This window comes from Umezawaea sp., assembly GCF_036375055.1.
GTDB lineage: Bacteria > Actinomycetota > Actinomycetes > Mycobacteriales > Pseudonocardiaceae > Umezawaea.
On the sequence record NZ_DASUSQ010000038.1, the window covers coordinates 85,218 to 101,890 of the forward strand.

Consider the following 16,673-nt stretch of genomic DNA (forward strand, 5'->3'; position numbering starts at 1 on the left):
GGGTCCGCCGCGGGAGCGGCCGATGCCATGATCACCTGGCTGGCTGGGCCCGCCGCACGAGCCGTCCGCCCTCTGCGGGGGACGCGTTCGTGCCCGTGCGGCGTGTTGGCGCGCCCGCACGATGCCGGACTGCACCGGCACCTCGCGGTCGAGTTCGCCGATCGCCTCGGCGACCACCCGCACCTTCCCGACCAGCGTGGTGAGGGTGCCGTTGCGGCAGGTCCCGCCAGGCGGTACCTGTCGTGGCCTTGAACAGCATCCCGTTGATCACCCGACGGTCGTCCGCCAGCGGACGGTGTTGCGCGCCCGAGACGGGCGGCAGCGGCTCGATCGTCTACCACTGCTCGTCGATCGGCTCTTGCTCGCGGATGACGATCCAGGATCAAAGCAGATCAGCCACACCCCCTTTGAGGACAGGCGCTGGCGCTTGTGGCTTGGGCTAGCCGAGCAAGGCGCAAGTCGAGGCGGTAGCCCGAGACGGACGAAGGGTGTTCAAGATCAGTGCGTGACGGCCGCCTGTCGGGCAGGAGCCGCATCGGCAGACCGGCAGAGCTCACCGACGCGGAACTGATCACCCTCGCCGTGGCCCAAGCACTGCTCGGGTTCACGTCCGAGGCCCGCTGGCTGCGATTACTCGTCCAGGGCCGTCCGGCTGCCGGAGGGGCGCGGTGCGGTGGTCTGGCTGGTTCGGTCGCCGGGTTGGTCAGTGGGGTGAGGTGGGCGGCCAGTGGGACGGATTGATCTGGCCACCGCCGAAAGCGATCAGTCCGACCAAGCCACCAGTCCACCCTGACTGGACGACCGGAGCGGCGCGAGGCGCAGCGTCAGGGCCGTTGGTGGCTCCAGCCGCGTCCGGCCGCTCAGCCGAGGATGACGTCGGGGCGGGGGCGGGTGGTGGCGTGTGCTGCCGCACGGCGCAGTTGGGCGGCTGTGGAGGCCGGTGGCTGGTTCGGAGTCGTGCGGAGCACCACGATTCCTGCCGCCGCCAAGTGGTCCGGTCTGGGCGGTGTGCGGAACTGCCAGGCCAGGCCCAGGGTGTTCCACCACGCGTCCGCTGTGCCCAGTGGGCGGTCGTCCGGGGTTCGCAGGGAGATGTGCCACCTCGGAGTCGGCAGACCGGCCATGGCGATGGCCTCCGTCGGGCCTGGCGGCAGGTCGGAGAGTGCGGCCTTGAGGGCCGGGCTGCCTCTCGGGTGGAGTTCGGTCGGGTCGGTGCCCGCTCGGATGGTTTCCGCGAGCACGGCCCGTTGGGCGGGCGGGGCGAGGTGCAGAGCCGCGTCCAGCGCCGCCCTTGCCGGCGGGACGGTGAGGAAGTCGTTGCGCAGCACGGGATTCGGCATGTCACGGGTGCGGGTCACGCGGAGCTGCGGTGGAGCCTCCACCTGGCGGCGGTGGGGAATCAGGACGTGCACCGGGCCCGTGGCGGGAACGGTGCGGATGCCGTGCAGGTGGAGGGCGTCCAAGCCGGTGAGGAGGGTGTTCGGACCCGCGTAGCGGAGGGCGGCCTGGACGCGCTGCGCTCGGGTCGGCGGTGAACCGCTGAGGAGCAGGATGCCGGGCAGCAGGTTCTGCCACGGGCCGCCGTGGCTGCACCGCAGGTGCAGGAGGGCCGAGGACAGGCCCAGGTGGAGCAGTTCGGTCACGGTGGCCACGCCGTGGCGGAACAGGCAGGCCAGCGCGTCCAGGTCGATCAGGGTGCGGTTGGTGGGGTGCATGGGTCCACTTTCGGCCGGACCCACCCCTCGGTCTACTGGGTCCGGCCGAACTGTGGACAAGTCTCCTGGCTGTGGACAAGTCGAGGGTCACGAGTTGACGAGTTCGCGTTCCTCGGCTAGGTCCTTCGAGGTGTCGCGGACCTCGCGCCACGCGTCGTGCACGGCGACCAGCCCGCCCGCCATCACGAGCGCGGCGGCCCCGGCGACGAAGCCCGAGACGTCGAGTTGGAGGAGCAGCACGACGACCGCGCCCACCTGGAGGACGGTGAAGACGATGGTCGTGCCGAGTCGTTCGATCTGCTGCCTGGTCATGTCGGGAAACCCCCTGGATTCGGTGTCCCCACAGTTGTAGGCCCGTTCTCGCGGGTCTTCCGCGTCAGATGCCGCAGAACGCGGGATCAGCCGACCAATTCGTAGAGGCGGTCGGGCGCGAGGATGTCGATGCGCCGCCTGCCCGTCCGCACGATGCCCTGCTCGCGCATCAGGCGCAGCACGCGCACGAGGGATTCGCGCGACGTGCCCGCGGCGCTCGCCAGTTCCTCCTGGCTCAACGCGACCGCGCCCGCCGAGCCGACACCCCGGTGCAGCACGACGTCGAGGAGCACGGCGGCCACGCGCTGGGTGGAGGTGCCGCTGAACTGGACGCGCTGCCGGTCCGCGTCGCGCTGCCGAGACACCACGACGACCAGCACGGCCCAGGCGATGTGCGGCTGCTTGCGGCACAGGTCGGAGAACCGCGCGGGCGCGATCACCAACGCCGAGGCCTCACCGAGCGCCCGAACACTGGCGGACCGCGGCAGCCCGTCCACGGCGGACCGCTCCCCAACGATGTCACCGGGTCCACGAATCGCCAGCACCTTCTCGTGACCGCCGTGCGAGACAGCCGTGACCCGCATGAGTCCACGCCGAACGATCAACACGTGTTGCGACGGCTCACCTTCATGACAAACGATCGCGCCGGGCTCGTACTCGCGCACGCTCCCGGCCGCGTCGAGCAGGGCATGCCCAACGGGGTCGAGCAGCCCCCAGAACCGCGCCACCTCGGATTCCATCCCGCCAGCGTGCAACAGCATCCCCAGTAGTGGGAACAAATCGGCAGGTCGGTACCCGATCAGCGGTCCGCCTCCAGCCTCGCTACCACCGAACGGCGGAGGAAACGATCAACGTCTTCGATGGGAGGGCGGAGAAGGGACGGCGCTGTCGGGTGGTGGGTCGAGCAGCACTGCCGGGTAGCGGGTCGGGTGGCAGGTGGCGAGTCGGGTGGCGGGTTGCGCTGTTGTCGGGTGGTGGGTCGGGTGATGGGTTGCGCTGTCGGGTGATGGGTGGCGCTGTCGGGTGGTGGGTCGGGTGGCGTTGTCGAGGAGAAGGGTGGAGGAGGTCACAAGCCAGGGCTGTGGCCGGACGGAGCCGGGTCGGAAGGAGTCGGGCAGGGCTGTGCCGGGCTGTGCTGTGCCGGCGCGGGGCTGTGTCGGGGCAGGGCGGGGCGGCACAGCCGGGCGAAGACAGGCCAGCGCAAAGCGGACTGACTGGCAGGGGAGGGAAGCGGCCGGGTGGGCAGGCAGGACAAAGCGGGCGGCTGGGCACGGCAGGGCAAAGCGGGCCAGCTGGCAGCGCAGGGCAAGGCAAGGCAAAGCGGGCGACTGGGAAAGGCAGGGCGAAGCGGGCCGGCTGGCAGGGCAAGGCGAAGCGGCCAGCTGGGAAAGGCAGGGCGAAGCGGGCCGGCTGGCTGGGCAGCACTCTGTTGGATTGGGATTCGGCTGGGTTGGGTTCAGTCGGGGCGGAGTTCGGTTGGGTGATGAGGGCGGGATTGGTGGAATGAGATTGTGTGGGACCACGCAAGCTGACAACTGATTTCGTGGGTGAGTGTGCCGTCTGGGGCAACGGGAATTACCGGAACCCCGTCACTCGTCCGGCTTGGGCTTCGTCACCCCCGACCGTCGAGGCTGCGCGCCCAGCAGTGAAGCAGGCCCGACCGCGCCCAACCCGAACTTCGAACGAGCCTGGTCAGCAGCCTGTTCAGCTTCCCGCCACCCGCGCTCGGGAGCATCGAACATCAACTGCTCCCCGCTGTCCCCCTCCACCAACTGCTCCAACCGCACACCGATCAACCGCACCGCCCCGTCGGGCACGTGATCATCCAGCAGCGCGGAACTGGTCGCGTAGACCTCGTGCGTCAAATCAGTGGCCACCGGCAGCGTGCGCGACCGGGTAATCGTGGAGAAGTCCGAGAAACGCACCTTGATGGACACGGTCCGACTGCGCAAACCCTTGGCCCGCAATTGGCCGGCCGACCGTTCCGCCAATCGGAGAAGCTCACGCTTGAGCAACGCGCGGTCGAAGTGGTCGACCTCGAACGTCTCCTCCGCCCCGATCGACTTCTCCTTCGACTCGGGCACGACCGCTCGGTCGTCGTGCCCCTGCGCGAGAGCGTGGAGGTGTTCGGCGAGCGCGACGCCGAGCAGCTTCCGCAGCCTCGGCAGCGGAGTGGCGGCGATGGCGCCGACGGACTCCAGGCCGACGCGGTCCAGCTGTTCGGCCGTCTTCTTGCCGACGCCCCACAGCGCGGACACCGGCAGCGGGTGCAGGAAGTCGAGCACGGAAGCCTTGGGCACGACCATGAAGCCGTCCGGCTTGCACATGCCGGACGCCAGCTTGGCCAGGAACTTGGTGGGCGCCACCCCCACCGAGCACGTGATGCCGTACGCCTCCTGCACCTGCGCCCTGATCAACGCGGCGATGGCACCGGACGTGGCGTTCATCCGCCGCAGGGCCCCGCTGACGTCGATGAACGCCTCGTCCAGGCTCAACGGCTCCACCAGCGGCGAGATGTCGCGGAAGATCGCCATCACCCCCCGCGAGGTCTCCTGGTAGAGCCCGAAGCTCGGCGGGAGGAACACGGCGTGCGGCGCCAGGCGCCTGGCGTGGGCCGTCGGCATGGCCGACCGGACGCCGAACTCGCGGGCGATGTAGTTCGCCGACGACACGACGCCGCGGTTGCCGACCCCGCCGACGATCACGGGCTTGTGGCGCAGCTCGGGACGCTCGCGGATCTCCACGGCGGCGTAGAACGCGTCCATGTCGACGTGCAGCATCGGACAGCCGGTGTCGTCCGGCCACCGGCCGTCGCGCGCGATGAAGCGGTCGACCAAGCCGCGCGGCAGGTTCGCGCTCCGCCCCACAGCCAACCCCCCGTTGTTCGAACGCCCGTTCGACACTCTAGTCCAAGCGGTAGGCCCGGTGCGCGTTCTCGTACCCGATCAGGTGGGCGATCCGCACCGCGTCAGCCTCCAGCAGGTCTCCGGACGCCATCGCGGCGGCCAGGAAGTCCGACAGCGCGCGCCGGAACAGCAGCGCGCCGAGGTGGTACAGCTCGGCGAGGCCGTAGGCGTCGGTGGAGAACAGGAACTTCCCGAACGGCACGACCTCCAGCGCCTCGGCCAGCAGCCTGCTCGCCTGGTGGCCGACGTTGTGCGTGGCGAGACCGAGGTCGACGAAGACGTGCGGGAACACCTGCGCGAGGTAGCCGGCGTTGCGGTGGAACGGGTAGTTGTGCAGCAGCACCACGGGAACGCCGAGCCCCGCGGTGGCGCGCAGGAGGTCGGTCAGCAGCAGCGGGTCGCAGCGGTGCAGGTCGGCGTCCGAGTCGCCGTAGCCCACGTGGAACTGGACGGGCAGCCGCCGGTCGAGCGCCTCCCACACCAGGAAGCGGGACAGCACCTCGTCGGCGCACCGGCCGCCGCGGGCGAGCCACCGGCCCGCCGCGTCGGCCACCTCGCGGGCGGTGGGCCGCTCGGGTCGCAGGGCCAGGCCGACGCGGTAGGCGGCGATGGACTTCGCGCCCACGGCGGTGGTGGCGTCGAGCCGGGCCCGCACGGCGTCGGCGAACCCGGTGGCCGTGCTCCCCGCCGAGACGACCTCCTCGGCCAGCCGCTCCAGCCGGACGACCTCGAACGACGACGCGCCGGTGACGGCCGCCAGCTCGCGGTGGTCCAGCAGCGGCTCCGGCGACAGGCCGCCGTCGACCAGGTAGGTCCCGACGTCGGCGGCCGTCAGGAACGCCCTGGTGACCTCCGCCGCGCCGAGCGACCTCCGCCGGGCCACGTACTCGTCGGCGGGGGCGTGCGGCTCCAGGTCCAGGACCGGCGCGCACCAGCGGCGCACCGCCAGCCCGATCGAGGAGTCGAACAGGCTGGTGCCCAGCGGGCTCACCCGGTCGGCCTCGGTCAGCAGCTCCTCGAAGCCCGCGCGGTCCACGTCCGCGCGCAGCACGCCGTGGCAGTGGTGGTCGACCAGCCTGAGGTCCGCTACGAACGGCAGCATCCTCCCGTTGTAGCAGCATGGAGGGCATGGACACCGCGCACCTCGAAGAACTGGGCGTCGTAGCCGTGGCGCTGACCTGGGTCGACAACAGCGGCGTCACCAGGGTCAAGTCGGTCCCGCTGAGGGAACTGGGCGGGGCGGTCGGCGCTTCGCCGGTGTTCGACGTCTTCCTGCTCCAGGACACGATCATCGAGGGCCGGTTCGTCGGCGGCCCGGTGGGTGACCTGCGGCTGCACCCCGACCTGGGCCGGTTGACCGCGCTCGCCGCGCAGCCGGGCTGGGCGTGGGCGCCCGCCGACCGCCACCACCAGGACGGGAGGCCCTACGCGCTCGACCAGCGCCTGGCGGCGAGGGCGGCGGTCGAGCGGCTGGCCGACGCCGGGTTCGCCGCGAAGGCGGGCTTCGAGGTCGAGTGGGCCGTGGGGAAGGGCGGCACGGACGACTTCGTGCCCGCGACGTCCGGCCCCGCCTACGGCCACGCCCGCCAGGTCGAGCTGTCCGACTACTGCGCCGAGCTGCTCCGGGCGCTGCTCGCGCAGGACGTGCGGGTCGTGCAGTTCCACCCCGAGTACGCGGCGGGCCAGTTCGAGGTGTCCACGGCGCCGTCGGACCCGGTCGCGGCGGCCGACACGGCGGTGCTCGTGCGCGAGACGATCCGGGCCGTGACGCTGCGGCACGGGATGCGGGCGTCGTTCTCGCCGAAGGTGGCCGTGAACGGGGTCGGCAACGGCGGCCACCTGCACCTGAGCCTGTGGCGCGACGGCCGGAACCTGTTCACCGGCGGGGTGGGCCGGTTCGGCCTGTCCCCCGAGGCGGAGCGGTTCACCGCGGGCGTCCTGGAGCACCTGCCCGCGCTCACGGCCATCGGGTCGCCGTCCGTCGCGAGCTACCTGCGGCTCGTCCCCTCGCACTGGGCCGCGCCGTTCGCCGCGTGGGGCCTGGAGAACCGCGAGACGGCGTTGCGGCTGGTCGCGGGAGGGAACGCCAACCTGGAGGTCAAGTCGTTCGACCTGTCGGCGAACCCGTACCTGGTGATCGCCGCGACGCTGTCCGCCGGGCTGGCGGGCGGCGGGGAGCTGCCCGACCCGCTCGACGTCGACCCGGCCGGGCTGGACGGCGTGCCGAGGCTGCCGTCGTCGCTGGAGGAGGCCGCGGACGCGCTGGAGGCCGACGGGGTGCTCGCCGGGGCGCTGGGGCGGGAACTGGTGGCGACGGTCGTGGACGTGCGGCGCGGCGAGGTCGCACTGTTCGCGGACTCGACGCCGGAGGAGGTGGTGGCCGTCACCCGCTGGCAGCACTGAGCACGGGCTGGAAGAAGTCCGTGTCCGGCCAGCGCACGTCGGTGAAGCCCGCCTCGACCAGCAGCCTGCCGAGTTCCGCGCGGGTGATCGCCCAGCAGGTCGCCCGCCGTACCGCGGTGGTCCACCCGTCGCCGCGCGGTTCGACCTGGAAGAGCTCCAGGTCGTAGTGGGTGCCCTCCGCGTTCCAGGTCCACAGCTGGAACGTGACGGTTCCGTCCGCGTTGCGCCGCGGTGGCGTGGCCTGCGGCCGGTCGCGGCGGAGGGTGTCGTAGTCGCGGGTGGACAGCACCAGCCCGCCGCCGGGCCGGAGCACCCGCCGCATCTCCCGTGCCGCCGCCGCGACGTCGGCCGGGGTCAGCAGGTGCGGCACGGCGTTGTCGGCCGCCAGCACGACGTCGAAGCTCCCGGAGGCGAACGGGAGCGCCCGCATGTCCGCCGCGACGACCGGCAGCGCGAGCGACCGCGACGCGGCTTCCCGCGCGGCGCGCGCCACCGCGGCCGGGCTGAGGTCCGAGCCGGTCACGGGGTAGCCGAGCGCGGCGAGGCCAAGCGCTTGCGTGCCGATGCCGCAGGCGCAGTCCAGCACCCGTGAGCCCGGCGCGAGCAGCGGGGCGAGCGCCGCGGCCTGCCGTGCGACGCTCGCGTCCCAGTCGCCGAAGACCAGGTGGTAGGTGGCGGCCAGGTCGTCGTAGAACCGGCGGGGATCCCCCATGCCTCCCGTCCTACCGCATCTGGTCGGGGGTGACCGTCCTGCGCAGCTTGGTCAGCGCCCGGTGCTGCGCCACCCGGACGGCGCCGGGGGTCGACCCGAGGGCGGTGGCGGTCTCCTCGGCGGACAGGCCGACGACGATCCGCAGCAGCAGGATCTCCCGCTGCTTCTCCGGCAGGACCTTGAGCAGCTCCACCATCTCGCGCGACAGCTCCCCGCGCAGGGCCTGCTGCTCGGGACCGGCGTCGGTCTCGGGGAGGTCCGGCACGTCCGCGACGGGCTCGGAGCGGTTGCGCGAGGACGCCCGGTGCGCGTCCGCCACCTTGTGCGCCGCGATCCCGTAGACGAACGCGAGGAACGGACGCCCCTGGTCGCGGTAGGACGGCAGGGATTTGAGGACCGCGAGGCACACCTCCTGGGCCGCGTCGTCCGCCGAGGCGAACGAGCGCTCCTGGGGGCCGATGCGGGCGCGGCAGTAGCGGACCGCCAGCGGTCGGATCACCCTCAGGAGGGCGTCCACCGCCTTCCGGTCGCCCCTCATCGCGGCGACGACGTCCGCGGCGACGTCGTCCGTTCCGGGTTCCGGTTCGCGCTCGCCCCCCTTCTCCGGGGTGCGCGCCACCGATCCGATGCGGAGGTCGTTGCGGGATGGACGATCAGCCCCAATAACAGCGTTGCCAATACCCGCCATCACAGGCCCCCTTTGCAATTCATGTGCGCACGAGCGGTCGTACGAGCCCTGGAAATGCGCACGGTCCCAGCGTGCGTGCTGCTCAACGCGGTTTCGCCGCATTTCAGCGGCCCAACACGGCCGAAGTCCGGGAAACCCACGCGCACTGCATCAGTCACCAATTCATTCCCCACGAACCGGCCGATCTGCGAGCCGGGCAACGCACCCCCAGGTAGCGCCGTCCCCAGCCTCGACTCCTGGGACCACTCCAGGAGATCACCCATCGGCCCATCCCTACGTCGACGACATTTCCACGTTCACCTATGGACATGTCCCCAAACAAGACGACACTCACGAGATTTTCTTAAGCAAATTGAATCCATAGGGAATATGAATGCGGCCATTGCGACTCTACCCGGTATCGAAAGACTGCGATTCACCAGGAACGACTTGCCGTCGTTAATCGCACACAATTAATGACGCGGTTATTATCCGCAATTCTGCGGAGGAGGAACGCGAACTGATCGGACGCGACCGGGGAACGACCTGGTCGCGGGGTCGATCAGACGCGGTCCCGCACGTCCGCCGGGTCGATCACCTTGCGCAGGCGGGTCAGGGCGCGGTGCTGGGCGACGCGCACGGCGCCGGGCGTGGACCCGACGGCGTCGGCGGTCTCCTCGGCGGACAGGCCGACGACGATCCGCAGCAGCAGGATCTCCCGCTGCTTCTCCGGCAGGACCTTGAGCAGCGCCGCCATCTCGCGCGACAACTCCCCGCGCACGGCCCGCTGCTCCGGACCGGGCTCGGCCTCGGGACCGTCCGGCACGTCCGGAACCGGTTCGGAGCGGTTGCGGGCCGACGCGCGGTGCGAGTCCGCCACCTTGTGCGCCGCGATGCCGTAAACGAATGCGAGGAACGGGCGCCCCTGGTCCCGGTAGGACGGCAGCGCCGTCAGCACACCGAGGCACACCTCCTGGGCGACGTCGTCCGCCGAGGCGAACGAGCGCTCCTGGCGGCCGATGCGGGCGCGGCAGTAGCGGACCACCAGCGGGCGGATCGAGCCGAGCAGGCGCTCCACCGCCGCGCGGTCGCCACCGATGGCCAGCGCGACCTCGACGGCCAGGTCGTCGGGACGCGCGGACAGCACGGCGATCGAGGGCTCCACCGGGGTGACGGCCTTGCCGGTGGCCGCGCGGGCGACCAGCTCGTCCAGCTTGGTGCCCTGTGCGCGCTTCACGAGGCTCGCGGCGCCCACCTCGCCCAGCGAGGACCCGCCGAGGGTCTCCTCGGAGTCGACGATCCTGCGGTGCCGCTCAGCGCTGACGTCGATCGGCGACGAAGCCATCACAGGCCCCCTTCACGGCTGAGGTACCGGCGGGCCACCGCGCGCGCCCGCGAGATGCGGACCTCCACGGTGTGGGGCTTGAGCCGCATCAACTCTCCGATCTCAGCGGGGCTGTACCCGCCGCGCACGAGTGCCAGCAGCGCGCCGTCACCGTGCCCGATGTGCTTGAACAGCGAATCCAGCACCGCCTGCGTGACCACCGTGTCCTCGGCCGACCGGTCGGCCTGGAGCTGGTCCACGGTCGACCACGCGTCCAGCAGCTCCACGTCCACCCAGTCCCGCCTGCCCCGCTGCCACCTGCGGTAGGTGTTCGGGAAGGTCAGGACGCAGGCGTTGGAGTAGTACTGCTTGAGCGACAGGCCGTCGTACGGCGACCACCTGCCGCCGATCAGCCCGCGGTCGCGGAACATCTCGAACCCGTCCCACACGACCTCGCTGGACAGGTCCTCGACGTCGTGCGGCGGCACGTTCTGCCGCAGGACGCCGCGCCCCTGCCTGCTGGAGCTCGCGAAGATCCCCCCGGAGCGCACCAGGCCCTTGACGTACTCCAGGCCGTAGCCGAGGAGCTGGTTCAGGACCATCTTGGACACCCCGTCGGCGAGTCCGCGTTCGCGGAAGTGCTGGTGCAGCAGCATGTCGACCCGGACGCGGTGCGCTTCGTCCACGCCCGACCTGAAGTAGCGGTCGACGTCGTGGTTGGAGAGTTCCTCTAAGACCGGGTCGGCCGGCTCCCGAGGGCCCTCGACAAAACCCATCCACCGATCCCTACGTCGACACGTCCGCGGCCTTCACTGGTCCTAATGTCGCTGACCAACGCTTTCCTCACAAGATTTACGAAGGAAAATTTCACTCACGCCGGTCGGCGGGCCAGGACGTGCAGGCGTGCGGCGACGTCCCGCAGGGGGGACCGCGTGGCCGCCGCCAGCTCCAGCTCCGCGAGCGCCTCCGCGGCGCCGGGACTCGACTCCAGCACGGATCCGGGCACCAGGTCGGACACCACGCCGTAGCCCTGGAGCAGTTCGACCTTCAGGCCGGTGGCCATGACCAGCGCTTCCAGGCCGTCGATGTCGAAGCGGCGCAGCAGCGGGTCCTTGGTGCCCGCGAGCTGGCCCGCGGCGTCGTCGAGCAGGCGGCGGGCGTCGACCAGGCGTCCCGCGATGGCCCGGTGCAGCACGGCCGCGAACCGGTTCGCCACCAGCACGGACACCGCGCCACCCGGTGCGGCGGCCGCCGCCAGCGCGGACGCGGCCACCGCGGCGTCGTCCACGACCTCCAGCAGCCCGTGACCGAGGACCAGGTCGGCCTCGCCCGCGGGCGCGAGGTCCCCGAGCGCGTCGGTGTCGCCCTGGACGGCGGTGATGCGATCGGGCACCCCGGCCTCGCGGGCCCGGCGGTGCAGCGTGGCCAGCGCGTTCGGGCTGGGCTCGATGACCGTGACGGCGCACCCGGCCACGGCGAGGGGCACGGCCCAGACGCCCGTGCCGCCACCGACGTCGAGCACCCTGGGCGGTTCCCCGCCCCGGCGCTCCCGCGCGGCGATCAGCTCGGCGTCGAGCACCCTGTGTACGGCGTCCGGTCGCATGGTCGTAGAGCGTAGAGCCTGGAACACGGCCTCGACCGTCCGCTCCGGCGGTCGGGCGGCGACCGACGTTCTTCCCCGATCTGGTAAAGACCGTAGGCTGCACACCGTGCATACGGTCGCAGTGCTGAGCCTCAAGGGTGGCGTGGGCAAGACGACGGTGGCGCTCGGTCTCGCCTCGGCCGCGCTCCGCCGGGGCGTGCGGACGCTGGTGATCGACCTGGATCCGCAGTGCAACGCCACGTCGACCCTCGAACCCGCCGAGACCGAGGCGACCATCTACGACGTCCTGAGAGAACCCACGCTGGAGGTGCTGGAGCGGGCCATCGCCCCGAGCACGTGGGGCGAGGGGGTCGACGTGCTGACCGGCTCCGAGGACGCGGAGTCGCTCAACCACCCCGACCCCGGCCAGACCAGGCTGAGCAGGCTGCGCGAAGCCCTCGGCCTGCTCAAGGACCGCGACGACGACTACCCGTACCAGCTCGTGCTGCTCGACTGCCCGCCGTCGCTCGGCCAGCTCACCCGCTCCGCGCTCGTCGCGGCCGACCGGGCTCTGCTGATCACCGAGCCGACGATGTTCGCGGTCGCGGGCGTGCAGCGGGCGTTCGAGGCCGTGCAGAACGAGCGGGAGAACAACGCCGACCTCCAGCCGCTCGGCGTCGTGGTGAACCGGGTCCGGCCGCGCTCGCACGAGCACCAGTTCCGCATCGACGAGCTGCGCGACATCTTCGGTCCGCTGGTGATGCCGGTCGCGCTGCCGGACCGGCTGGCCGTCCAGCAGGCGCAGGGCGCGTGCATGCCGATCCACGAGTGGGGCACGCCCGGCGCCCGCGAGGTCGCGCTCGCGTTCAACCTGCTGCTCGCGCGGGTGCTGCGGGTCAGCCGCAGCAGGCGGCGGGCCGTGCACCGCGACTTCGACGACGAGGAGATCCAGGAAGCGGTCGACGCGTGAGCGGTGCCGCCCTGCTCGCCTTCTGCACCGCCGCGGTCCTGCTGACGATCACGCCCGGCCTGGACACCGCGATGCTGCTGCGCACGGTGCTCGGCGGGGGCCGTCGAGCGGGTGTCGTGGGCGGGTTCGGCACGACGCTGGGCTGCCTGGTGTGGGGCGCGGCGAGCGTCGCGGGCCTCACCGCGCTGCTGGTGGCGTCGCGGTTCGCCTACGACGTGGTGCGCTGGGCGGGCGCGCTGTACCTGCTGTGGCTCGGCGGGTCGGCCCTGTGGAGGTCGTGGCGCGGGCGGTCGGCCCCGGAGGAGGGCGAGCCCGTCCGGATGACGCCGGCCCAGGCGCTGCGGATCGGCTTCACCACGAACGTGCTCAACCCCAAGATCGGCGTGTTCTACCTGAGCCTGCTCCCCCAGTTCCTGCCGACCGACACGACCGCGACGGGTTGGGCGGCGCTGCTGGTGGGCATCCACGTGGGCATCGGGCAGCTGTGGCAGCTCGTCGTGGTCTGGTTGGCGGGACGGGCGGCCGTCGTGCTCACCAGGCCGCGCGTCAAGGAGTGGGCGGAGCGCCTGACGGCGTCCGTCCTGATCGGCTTCGGCCTGAAGGTGGCGTTCGACACCAGTGCCAGAGGGTGACACGGTTTTCCTGGCAGGCCACCGCCTCAACGAGGCGCTGGCCGGCAAAGCGCTGCTCCGTGCCGAGCTGCGCCATCCACGGCTGCCCTCCGGGGCCCTGAGCGGGCGTTCCGTGCTCGGGGTGCACACGGTGGGCAAGCACATACTCATGCGGTTCTCCGGAGAGCTGAGCCTGCACAGCCACTTCCGGATGGACGGCGCCTGGCACCTCTACCGGCCGGGCCAGAAGTGGCAGCGGCCCGCCCACCAGGTGCGGGCGATCATCGAGGTCGAGAACCGGATCGCGATCGGGTTCGCCCTGCACGACATGGAACTGCTGCCCACGGCCGAGGAGAAGTCGCTCGTCGGCCACCTCGGCCCCGACCTGCTCGGCGAGGACTGGTCGGACGCCGACCTCCACGAGGCCGTCCGGCGGTTCAGCGCCGACCCGACGCGGCAGCTGGGCCCCGCGCTGCTCGACCAGCGGGTGATGGCGGGCGTCGGCAACCTCTACAAGACCGAGGTGTGCTTCCTGCTGGGCGCGTCGCCGTGGGCGCCGGTGTCGGCGGTGAACGCGGTCGAGGCCGTGAAGCTGTCGCGCAAGCTGCTGCTCGCGAACGCGTGGGCGCCGGAGCAGAGCACGACCGGGCAGCGGGGGCGCGGGAACCAGCACTGGGTGTTCGAGCGCGGTGGCAAGCCGTGCCGCCGGTGCGGCGACCGGATCAGGGTGCAGACCCAGGGCGACGACTACATGGCGCGGATCTCGTACTGGTGCCCGACCTGCCAACAGTAGGCTGACCTGGGTCTACTTCCAGGAGGTCGTTCGGTGGTCTACAAGCGCGTGATCCGCGGGGCGTTGTTCCGCTTGCACGGCGGGGACGCGGAGCGGGTCCACGAGACCACCCTCGGCGCCCTGTCGCGGCTGAGCCCGGCGCTGCGGTTCAGCACGGGCACCCGCAACGAGCGCACGGTGTTCGGCGTGCGGTTCCCGAACCCGGTGGGGCTCGCGGCCGGGATGGACAAGGACGGCCGCGCCCTGCCCGCGTGGGCGGCGATGGGGTTCGGGTTCGTCGAGGTCGGCACCGTGACCCGCCACCCGCAGCCCGGCAACCCGCGACCGCGGCTGTTCCGGCTGCGCGAGAGCGAAGCGATCATCAACCGGATGGGCTTCAACAACGCGGGCGCGCAGGCGCTGGCGGACCGGTTGGAGCGGCTGGGGCCGCTGAGGGTGCCGCTGGGCATCAGCCTCGGCAAGTCGAAGGTGACCCCGGTCGAGGAGGCCGTGGAGGACTACCGCGCCTCGCTGCGGACCCTGTACCGCCGGGGAGACTACTTCGCCGTCAACATCAGCTCGCCGAACACGCCGGGCCTGCGCAGCCTCCAGGACCGGACCGCCCTGACCGAACTGCTGGGCGAGCTGACGTCCACCGCGGACGAGCTGGCGCAGGGGGGCGTGCGGAAGCCGATCCTGGTGAAGATCGCCCCGGACCTGACGGACGACGCCATCGCGGAGCTGCTGGAGGTGTGCGACCAGCACGGGATCAACGGGCTGATCGCCACCAACACCACGCTCGGCCGCGACGGGCTCGCCGCGGCCGACCAGGGGCTCGCGGGCGAGGCGGGCGGGCTGAGCGGACGGCCGCTGGCCTCGCGGGCGGTCGAGGTGGTGCGGTTCGTCAGCAAGGAGACCGGCGGCGGGCTGCCGATCATCGGCGTCGGCGGGATCCTCGGCCCGGACGACGCCCTGCGGATGGTGGACGCCGGGGCCGACCTCGTGCAGGTGTACACCGGGTTCATCTACGAGGGGCCGGGGCTGGTGCACCGGGTCAACAAGGCCCTCGTCGGCCGGTAGACGTCCACCGGGCTACGAGGGCCGCCCCTGCTGGGCCGGGCGCGCGGCCCCCAGCCAGCGCATCACCGGGTGCAGGATCACGATCAGCAGCGAGCCCCAGACCAGGCCGCCGAGCTCCATGCTGCCCAGCTTCATCGTCAGGTCGCCGACCCCCGCCACCAGCGCGGCCCCACCGACCAGCGCGTTGGCCGGGTTCGTCAGGTCCACCCTGTTGTCCATCCAGATGCGGAAGCCGATGAGACCGATCAAGCCGTAGAGGACGAGGGTCGCGCCGCCGAGCACACCGGGCGGGACGGTCGCCATGGCCGCGGTGAACTTCGGCGAGAACGCCAGCAGGACGGCCCCGCACGCGGCCACCGCGCACGCCGCCGTCGAGTACACCTTGGTCACGGCCATCACCCCGATGTTCTCGGAGTACGTGGTGGTGCCGGACGCGCCGCCCAGACCGCCCAGGAGGGTCGAGAGTCCGTTGGCGATGATCGAGTCGCCGACGCTGCCGTCCAGGTTCCGCCCGGTCAGCGCGGCCACGGCCTTGACGTGCCCGACGTTCTCGGCGACCAGGACGATCACGACGGGCAGGAAGAGCAGCGTCACCGACGGCCGCACCTCGGGCGTCTGGAAGTCGGGCAGCCCCACCCAGGCCGCGTCGCGCAGGGCGCGGAGCCGGTCGGCGGGGATCTCGCCGAGCAGACCGCCCAGCACCCAGCCGGCCGCCACGCCGAAGAGGACGGACAGGCGGAAGACCAGCCGCTTCCCCAGCACGCCCGCCAGCAGGATGAAGCCCATGGTGACGGCGGCCAGCAGCGGCTGCCTGGAGAACGAGTCCGTGGCGGAGTGCGACAGGTTGAGTCCGATGAGGATGACCACCGCGCCGGTCACGACGGGCGGCATCACCGAGTCGATCAGCCGAACGCCCAGCGCTTTGACCGCGATGCCGACGACGACCACCAGCAGGCCCACGACCAGCACACCACCGAGCTGCGCGGCGACACCGTCCTCGCGGGACGCGGCCAGCGGGGCGATGAACGCGAACGACGCGCCGAGGTAGCTGGGCACCCGGTTGCGCGTGAGCAGGAGGAACAGCAGCGTGCCGAGGCCGGAGAAGAGCAGGGTGGTGCTGACGGGCAAACCGGTGACGGCGGGGACCACGGCGGTAGCGCCGATCATCGCCACCAGGTGTTGGGCGCCGAAGCTCATCGTGAGCGGCCAGCTCAACCGCTCCTGTGCGGCCACGGCTTCATCGTCGGTGACCCGACCATCGCCGTGCACGGTCCACAACGCCACTCAATGCCCTCCCGGCAGCTCGGCCGGACGCCCCTGTCCGACTTCGGAATCCTGCCACGCCAAGTAGCCAATAAGGCTATATAACGGTCTGATAATCACACGAAGGCACTAAGATTGTTCGGTTGAACCACAGGTTCGGGCCAACTTGACTACGCTTGGTGACGTAGTGGCGTGCGAGCAGATGGTCCCGAGCCGATGGGCGGGGGGAGCGCTTGACTCAGCTTACTGTGCGTGGATCTTGAGATGAGCGTGGGGGCGGGGGGTGGTGACCAGGAGTGAGCGCCGTCTCGTCGGTGCGCACGTCAAGAACGGGATCACCGCAGGCGATCGGGACT

Annotated in this window: 17 protein-coding genes and 1 pseudogene; 6 read left to right on the plus strand and 12 right to left on the minus strand. The window is 71.4% G+C overall.

Annotation, left to right across the window (positions count from 1 at the left end; all coding sequences use genetic code 11):
* Positions 1 to 31 precede the first annotated feature (31 nt).
* Complete coding sequence (locus VFZ92_RS42460) at positions 32 to 331, minus strand: transposase (protein ID WP_414719873.1); 300 nt, start codon at positions 329 to 331, stop codon at positions 32 to 34.
* 170 nt (positions 332 to 501) lie between these two features.
* On the opposite strand from VFZ92_RS42460, the pseudogene VFZ92_RS42580 reads away from it, so the two are divergent.
* Positions 502 to 630 (plus strand): annotated as a pseudogene (locus VFZ92_RS42580) (IS982 family transposase); the annotation flags it as partial.
* A gap of 230 nt (positions 631 to 860) precedes the next feature.
* Here VFZ92_RS42580 and VFZ92_RS11745 read toward each other — a convergent pair.
* The 5 genes from VFZ92_RS11745 to VFZ92_RS11765 form a co-directional block, all read right to left on the minus strand.
* Positions 861 to 1,715, minus strand: coding sequence for a hypothetical protein (locus tag VFZ92_RS11745; protein ID WP_330875887.1), 855 nt, complete (start codon positions 1,713 to 1,715; stop codon positions 861 to 863).
* Between the two features lie 87 nt (positions 1,716 to 1,802).
* A complete protein-coding gene (locus VFZ92_RS11750; RefSeq protein ID WP_330875888.1) occupies positions 1,803 to 2,027 on the minus strand; it encodes a hypothetical protein in 225 nt (74 codons plus the stop codon).
* An 86-nt stretch (positions 2,028 to 2,113) separates the two neighbouring features.
* The gene (locus VFZ92_RS11755; protein ID WP_330875889.1) at positions 2,114 to 2,767 is read right to left on the minus strand and encodes a Crp/Fnr family transcriptional regulator; all 654 of its coding nucleotides are present in this window, start codon (positions 2,765 to 2,767) and stop codon (positions 2,114 to 2,116) included.
* Positions 2,768 to 3,616: 849 nt separating this feature from the next.
* Positions 3,617 to 4,894, minus strand: coding sequence for a DNA polymerase IV (locus VFZ92_RS11760; protein WP_330875890.1), 1,278 nt, complete (start codon positions 4,892 to 4,894; stop codon positions 3,617 to 3,619).
* Positions 4,895 to 4,931: 37 nt separating this feature from the next.
* Positions 4,932 to 6,035, minus strand: a complete 1,104-nt coding sequence (locus VFZ92_RS11765; protein WP_330875891.1) for an amidohydrolase family protein — start codon at positions 6,033 to 6,035, stop codon at positions 4,932 to 4,934.
* 26 nt (positions 6,036 to 6,061) lie between these two features.
* Here VFZ92_RS11765 and VFZ92_RS11770 point away from each other — a divergent pair, with 26 nt between their 5' ends.
* Positions 6,062 to 7,336, plus strand: a complete 1,275-nt coding sequence (locus VFZ92_RS11770; RefSeq protein WP_330875892.1) for a glutamine synthetase family protein — start codon at positions 6,062 to 6,064, stop codon at positions 7,334 to 7,336.
* On the opposite strand, the gene VFZ92_RS11775 is transcribed toward VFZ92_RS11770, so the two are convergent.
* The 5 genes from VFZ92_RS11775 to VFZ92_RS11795 all read right to left on the minus strand — a co-directional run bounded on the left by VFZ92_RS11775 (position 7,317) and on the right by VFZ92_RS11795 (position 11,642).
* The gene (locus VFZ92_RS11775) at positions 7,317 to 8,048 is read right to left on the minus strand and encodes a class I SAM-dependent methyltransferase (RefSeq protein ID WP_330875893.1); all 732 of its coding nucleotides are present in this window, start codon (positions 8,046 to 8,048) and stop codon (positions 7,317 to 7,319) included. The genes VFZ92_RS11770 and VFZ92_RS11775 overlap by 20 nt on opposite strands.
* 10 nt (positions 8,049 to 8,058) lie before the next feature.
* Positions 8,059 to 8,667 carry a sigma-70 family RNA polymerase sigma factor gene (locus tag VFZ92_RS11780; RefSeq protein ID WP_330875894.1) on the minus strand — a complete coding sequence of 203 codons (609 nt, stop codon included), beginning with the start codon at positions 8,665 to 8,667 and terminating at the stop codon, positions 8,059 to 8,061.
* A gap of 610 nt (positions 8,668 to 9,277) precedes the next feature.
* Positions 9,278 to 9,859 carry a sigma-70 family RNA polymerase sigma factor gene (locus VFZ92_RS11785; RefSeq protein WP_330875959.1) on the minus strand — a complete coding sequence of 194 codons (582 nt, stop codon included), beginning with the start codon at positions 9,857 to 9,859 and terminating at the stop codon, positions 9,278 to 9,280.
* 200 nt (positions 9,860 to 10,059) lie between these two features.
* The gene (locus tag VFZ92_RS11790) at positions 10,060 to 10,815 is read right to left on the minus strand and encodes a hypothetical protein (RefSeq protein ID WP_330875895.1); all 756 of its coding nucleotides are present in this window, start codon (positions 10,813 to 10,815) and stop codon (positions 10,060 to 10,062) included.
* Positions 10,816 to 10,910: 95 nt separating this feature from the next.
* On the minus strand, positions 10,911 to 11,642 hold the full coding sequence (locus VFZ92_RS11795; RefSeq protein WP_330875896.1) for a class I SAM-dependent methyltransferase: 732 nt from the start codon (positions 11,640 to 11,642) through the stop codon (positions 10,911 to 10,913).
* A 106-nt stretch (positions 11,643 to 11,748) separates the two neighbouring features.
* On the opposite strand from VFZ92_RS11795, the gene VFZ92_RS11800 reads away from it, so the two are divergent.
* From VFZ92_RS11800 to VFZ92_RS11815, 4 genes are read left to right on the plus strand one after another with little or no spacing between them, the layout of a single operon-like run.
* The gene (locus tag VFZ92_RS11800; RefSeq protein ID WP_330875897.1) at positions 11,749 to 12,591 is read left to right on the plus strand and encodes a ParA family protein; all 843 of its coding nucleotides are present in this window, start codon (positions 11,749 to 11,751) and stop codon (positions 12,589 to 12,591) included.
* Positions 12,588 to 13,223 (plus strand): LysE family translocator, encoded by a 636-nt coding sequence (locus tag VFZ92_RS11805; RefSeq protein WP_330875898.1) that lies wholly within the window; start codon positions 12,588 to 12,590, stop codon positions 13,221 to 13,223. Before VFZ92_RS11800 ends, VFZ92_RS11805 begins: the two co-directional genes overlap by 4 nt.
* Positions 13,210 to 13,995 carry an Fpg/Nei family DNA glycosylase gene (locus VFZ92_RS11810; protein ID WP_330875899.1) on the plus strand — a complete coding sequence of 262 codons (786 nt, stop codon included), beginning with the start codon at positions 13,210 to 13,212 and terminating at the stop codon, positions 13,993 to 13,995. Before VFZ92_RS11805 ends, VFZ92_RS11810 begins: the two co-directional genes overlap by 14 nt.
* 33 nt (positions 13,996 to 14,028) lie before the next feature.
* Positions 14,029 to 15,054, plus strand: coding sequence for a quinone-dependent dihydroorotate dehydrogenase (locus tag VFZ92_RS11815; protein WP_330875900.1), 1,026 nt, complete (start codon positions 14,029 to 14,031; stop codon positions 15,052 to 15,054).
* A gap of 12 nt (positions 15,055 to 15,066) precedes the next feature.
* Here VFZ92_RS11815 and VFZ92_RS11820 read toward each other — a convergent pair whose 3' ends face one another.
* Positions 15,067 to 16,287 (minus strand): uracil-xanthine permease family protein, encoded by a 1,221-nt coding sequence (locus tag VFZ92_RS11820; RefSeq protein ID WP_330875901.1) that lies wholly within the window; start codon positions 16,285 to 16,287, stop codon positions 15,067 to 15,069.
* Positions 16,288 to 16,673: the final 386 nt, after the last annotated feature.

What these genes read in the sequence shown, in the direction of transcription:
- VFZ92_RS11745 (WP_330875887.1), bottom strand. Translation starts at nt 1,715, where the DNA reads ATGCACCCCACCAACCGCACCCTGATCGACCTGGACGCGCTGGCCTGC.
- VFZ92_RS11750 (WP_330875888.1), bottom strand. Translation starts at nt 2,027, where the DNA reads ATGACCAGGCAGCAGATCGAACGACTCGGCACGACCATCGTCTTCACC.
- VFZ92_RS11755 (WP_330875889.1), bottom strand. Translation starts at nt 2,767, where the DNA reads ATGGAATCCGAGGTGGCGCGGTTCTGGGGGCTGCTCGACCCCGTTGGG.
- VFZ92_RS11765 (WP_330875891.1), bottom strand. Translation starts at nt 6,035, where the DNA reads ATGCTGCCGTTCGTAGCGGACCTCAGGCTGGTCGACCACCACTGCCAC.
- VFZ92_RS11770 (WP_330875892.1), top strand. Translation starts at nt 6,062, where the DNA reads ATGGACACCGCGCACCTCGAAGAACTGGGCGTCGTAGCCGTGGCGCTG.
- VFZ92_RS11775 (WP_330875893.1), bottom strand. Translation starts at nt 8,048, where the DNA reads ATGGGGGATCCCCGCCGGTTCTACGACGACCTGGCCGCCACCTACCAC.
- VFZ92_RS11790 (WP_330875895.1), bottom strand. Translation starts at nt 10,815, where the DNA reads ATGGGTTTTGTCGAGGGCCCTCGGGAGCCGGCCGACCCGGTCTTAGAG.
- VFZ92_RS11795 (WP_330875896.1), bottom strand. Translation starts at nt 11,642, where the DNA reads ATGCGACCGGACGCCGTACACAGGGTGCTCGACGCCGAGCTGATCGCC.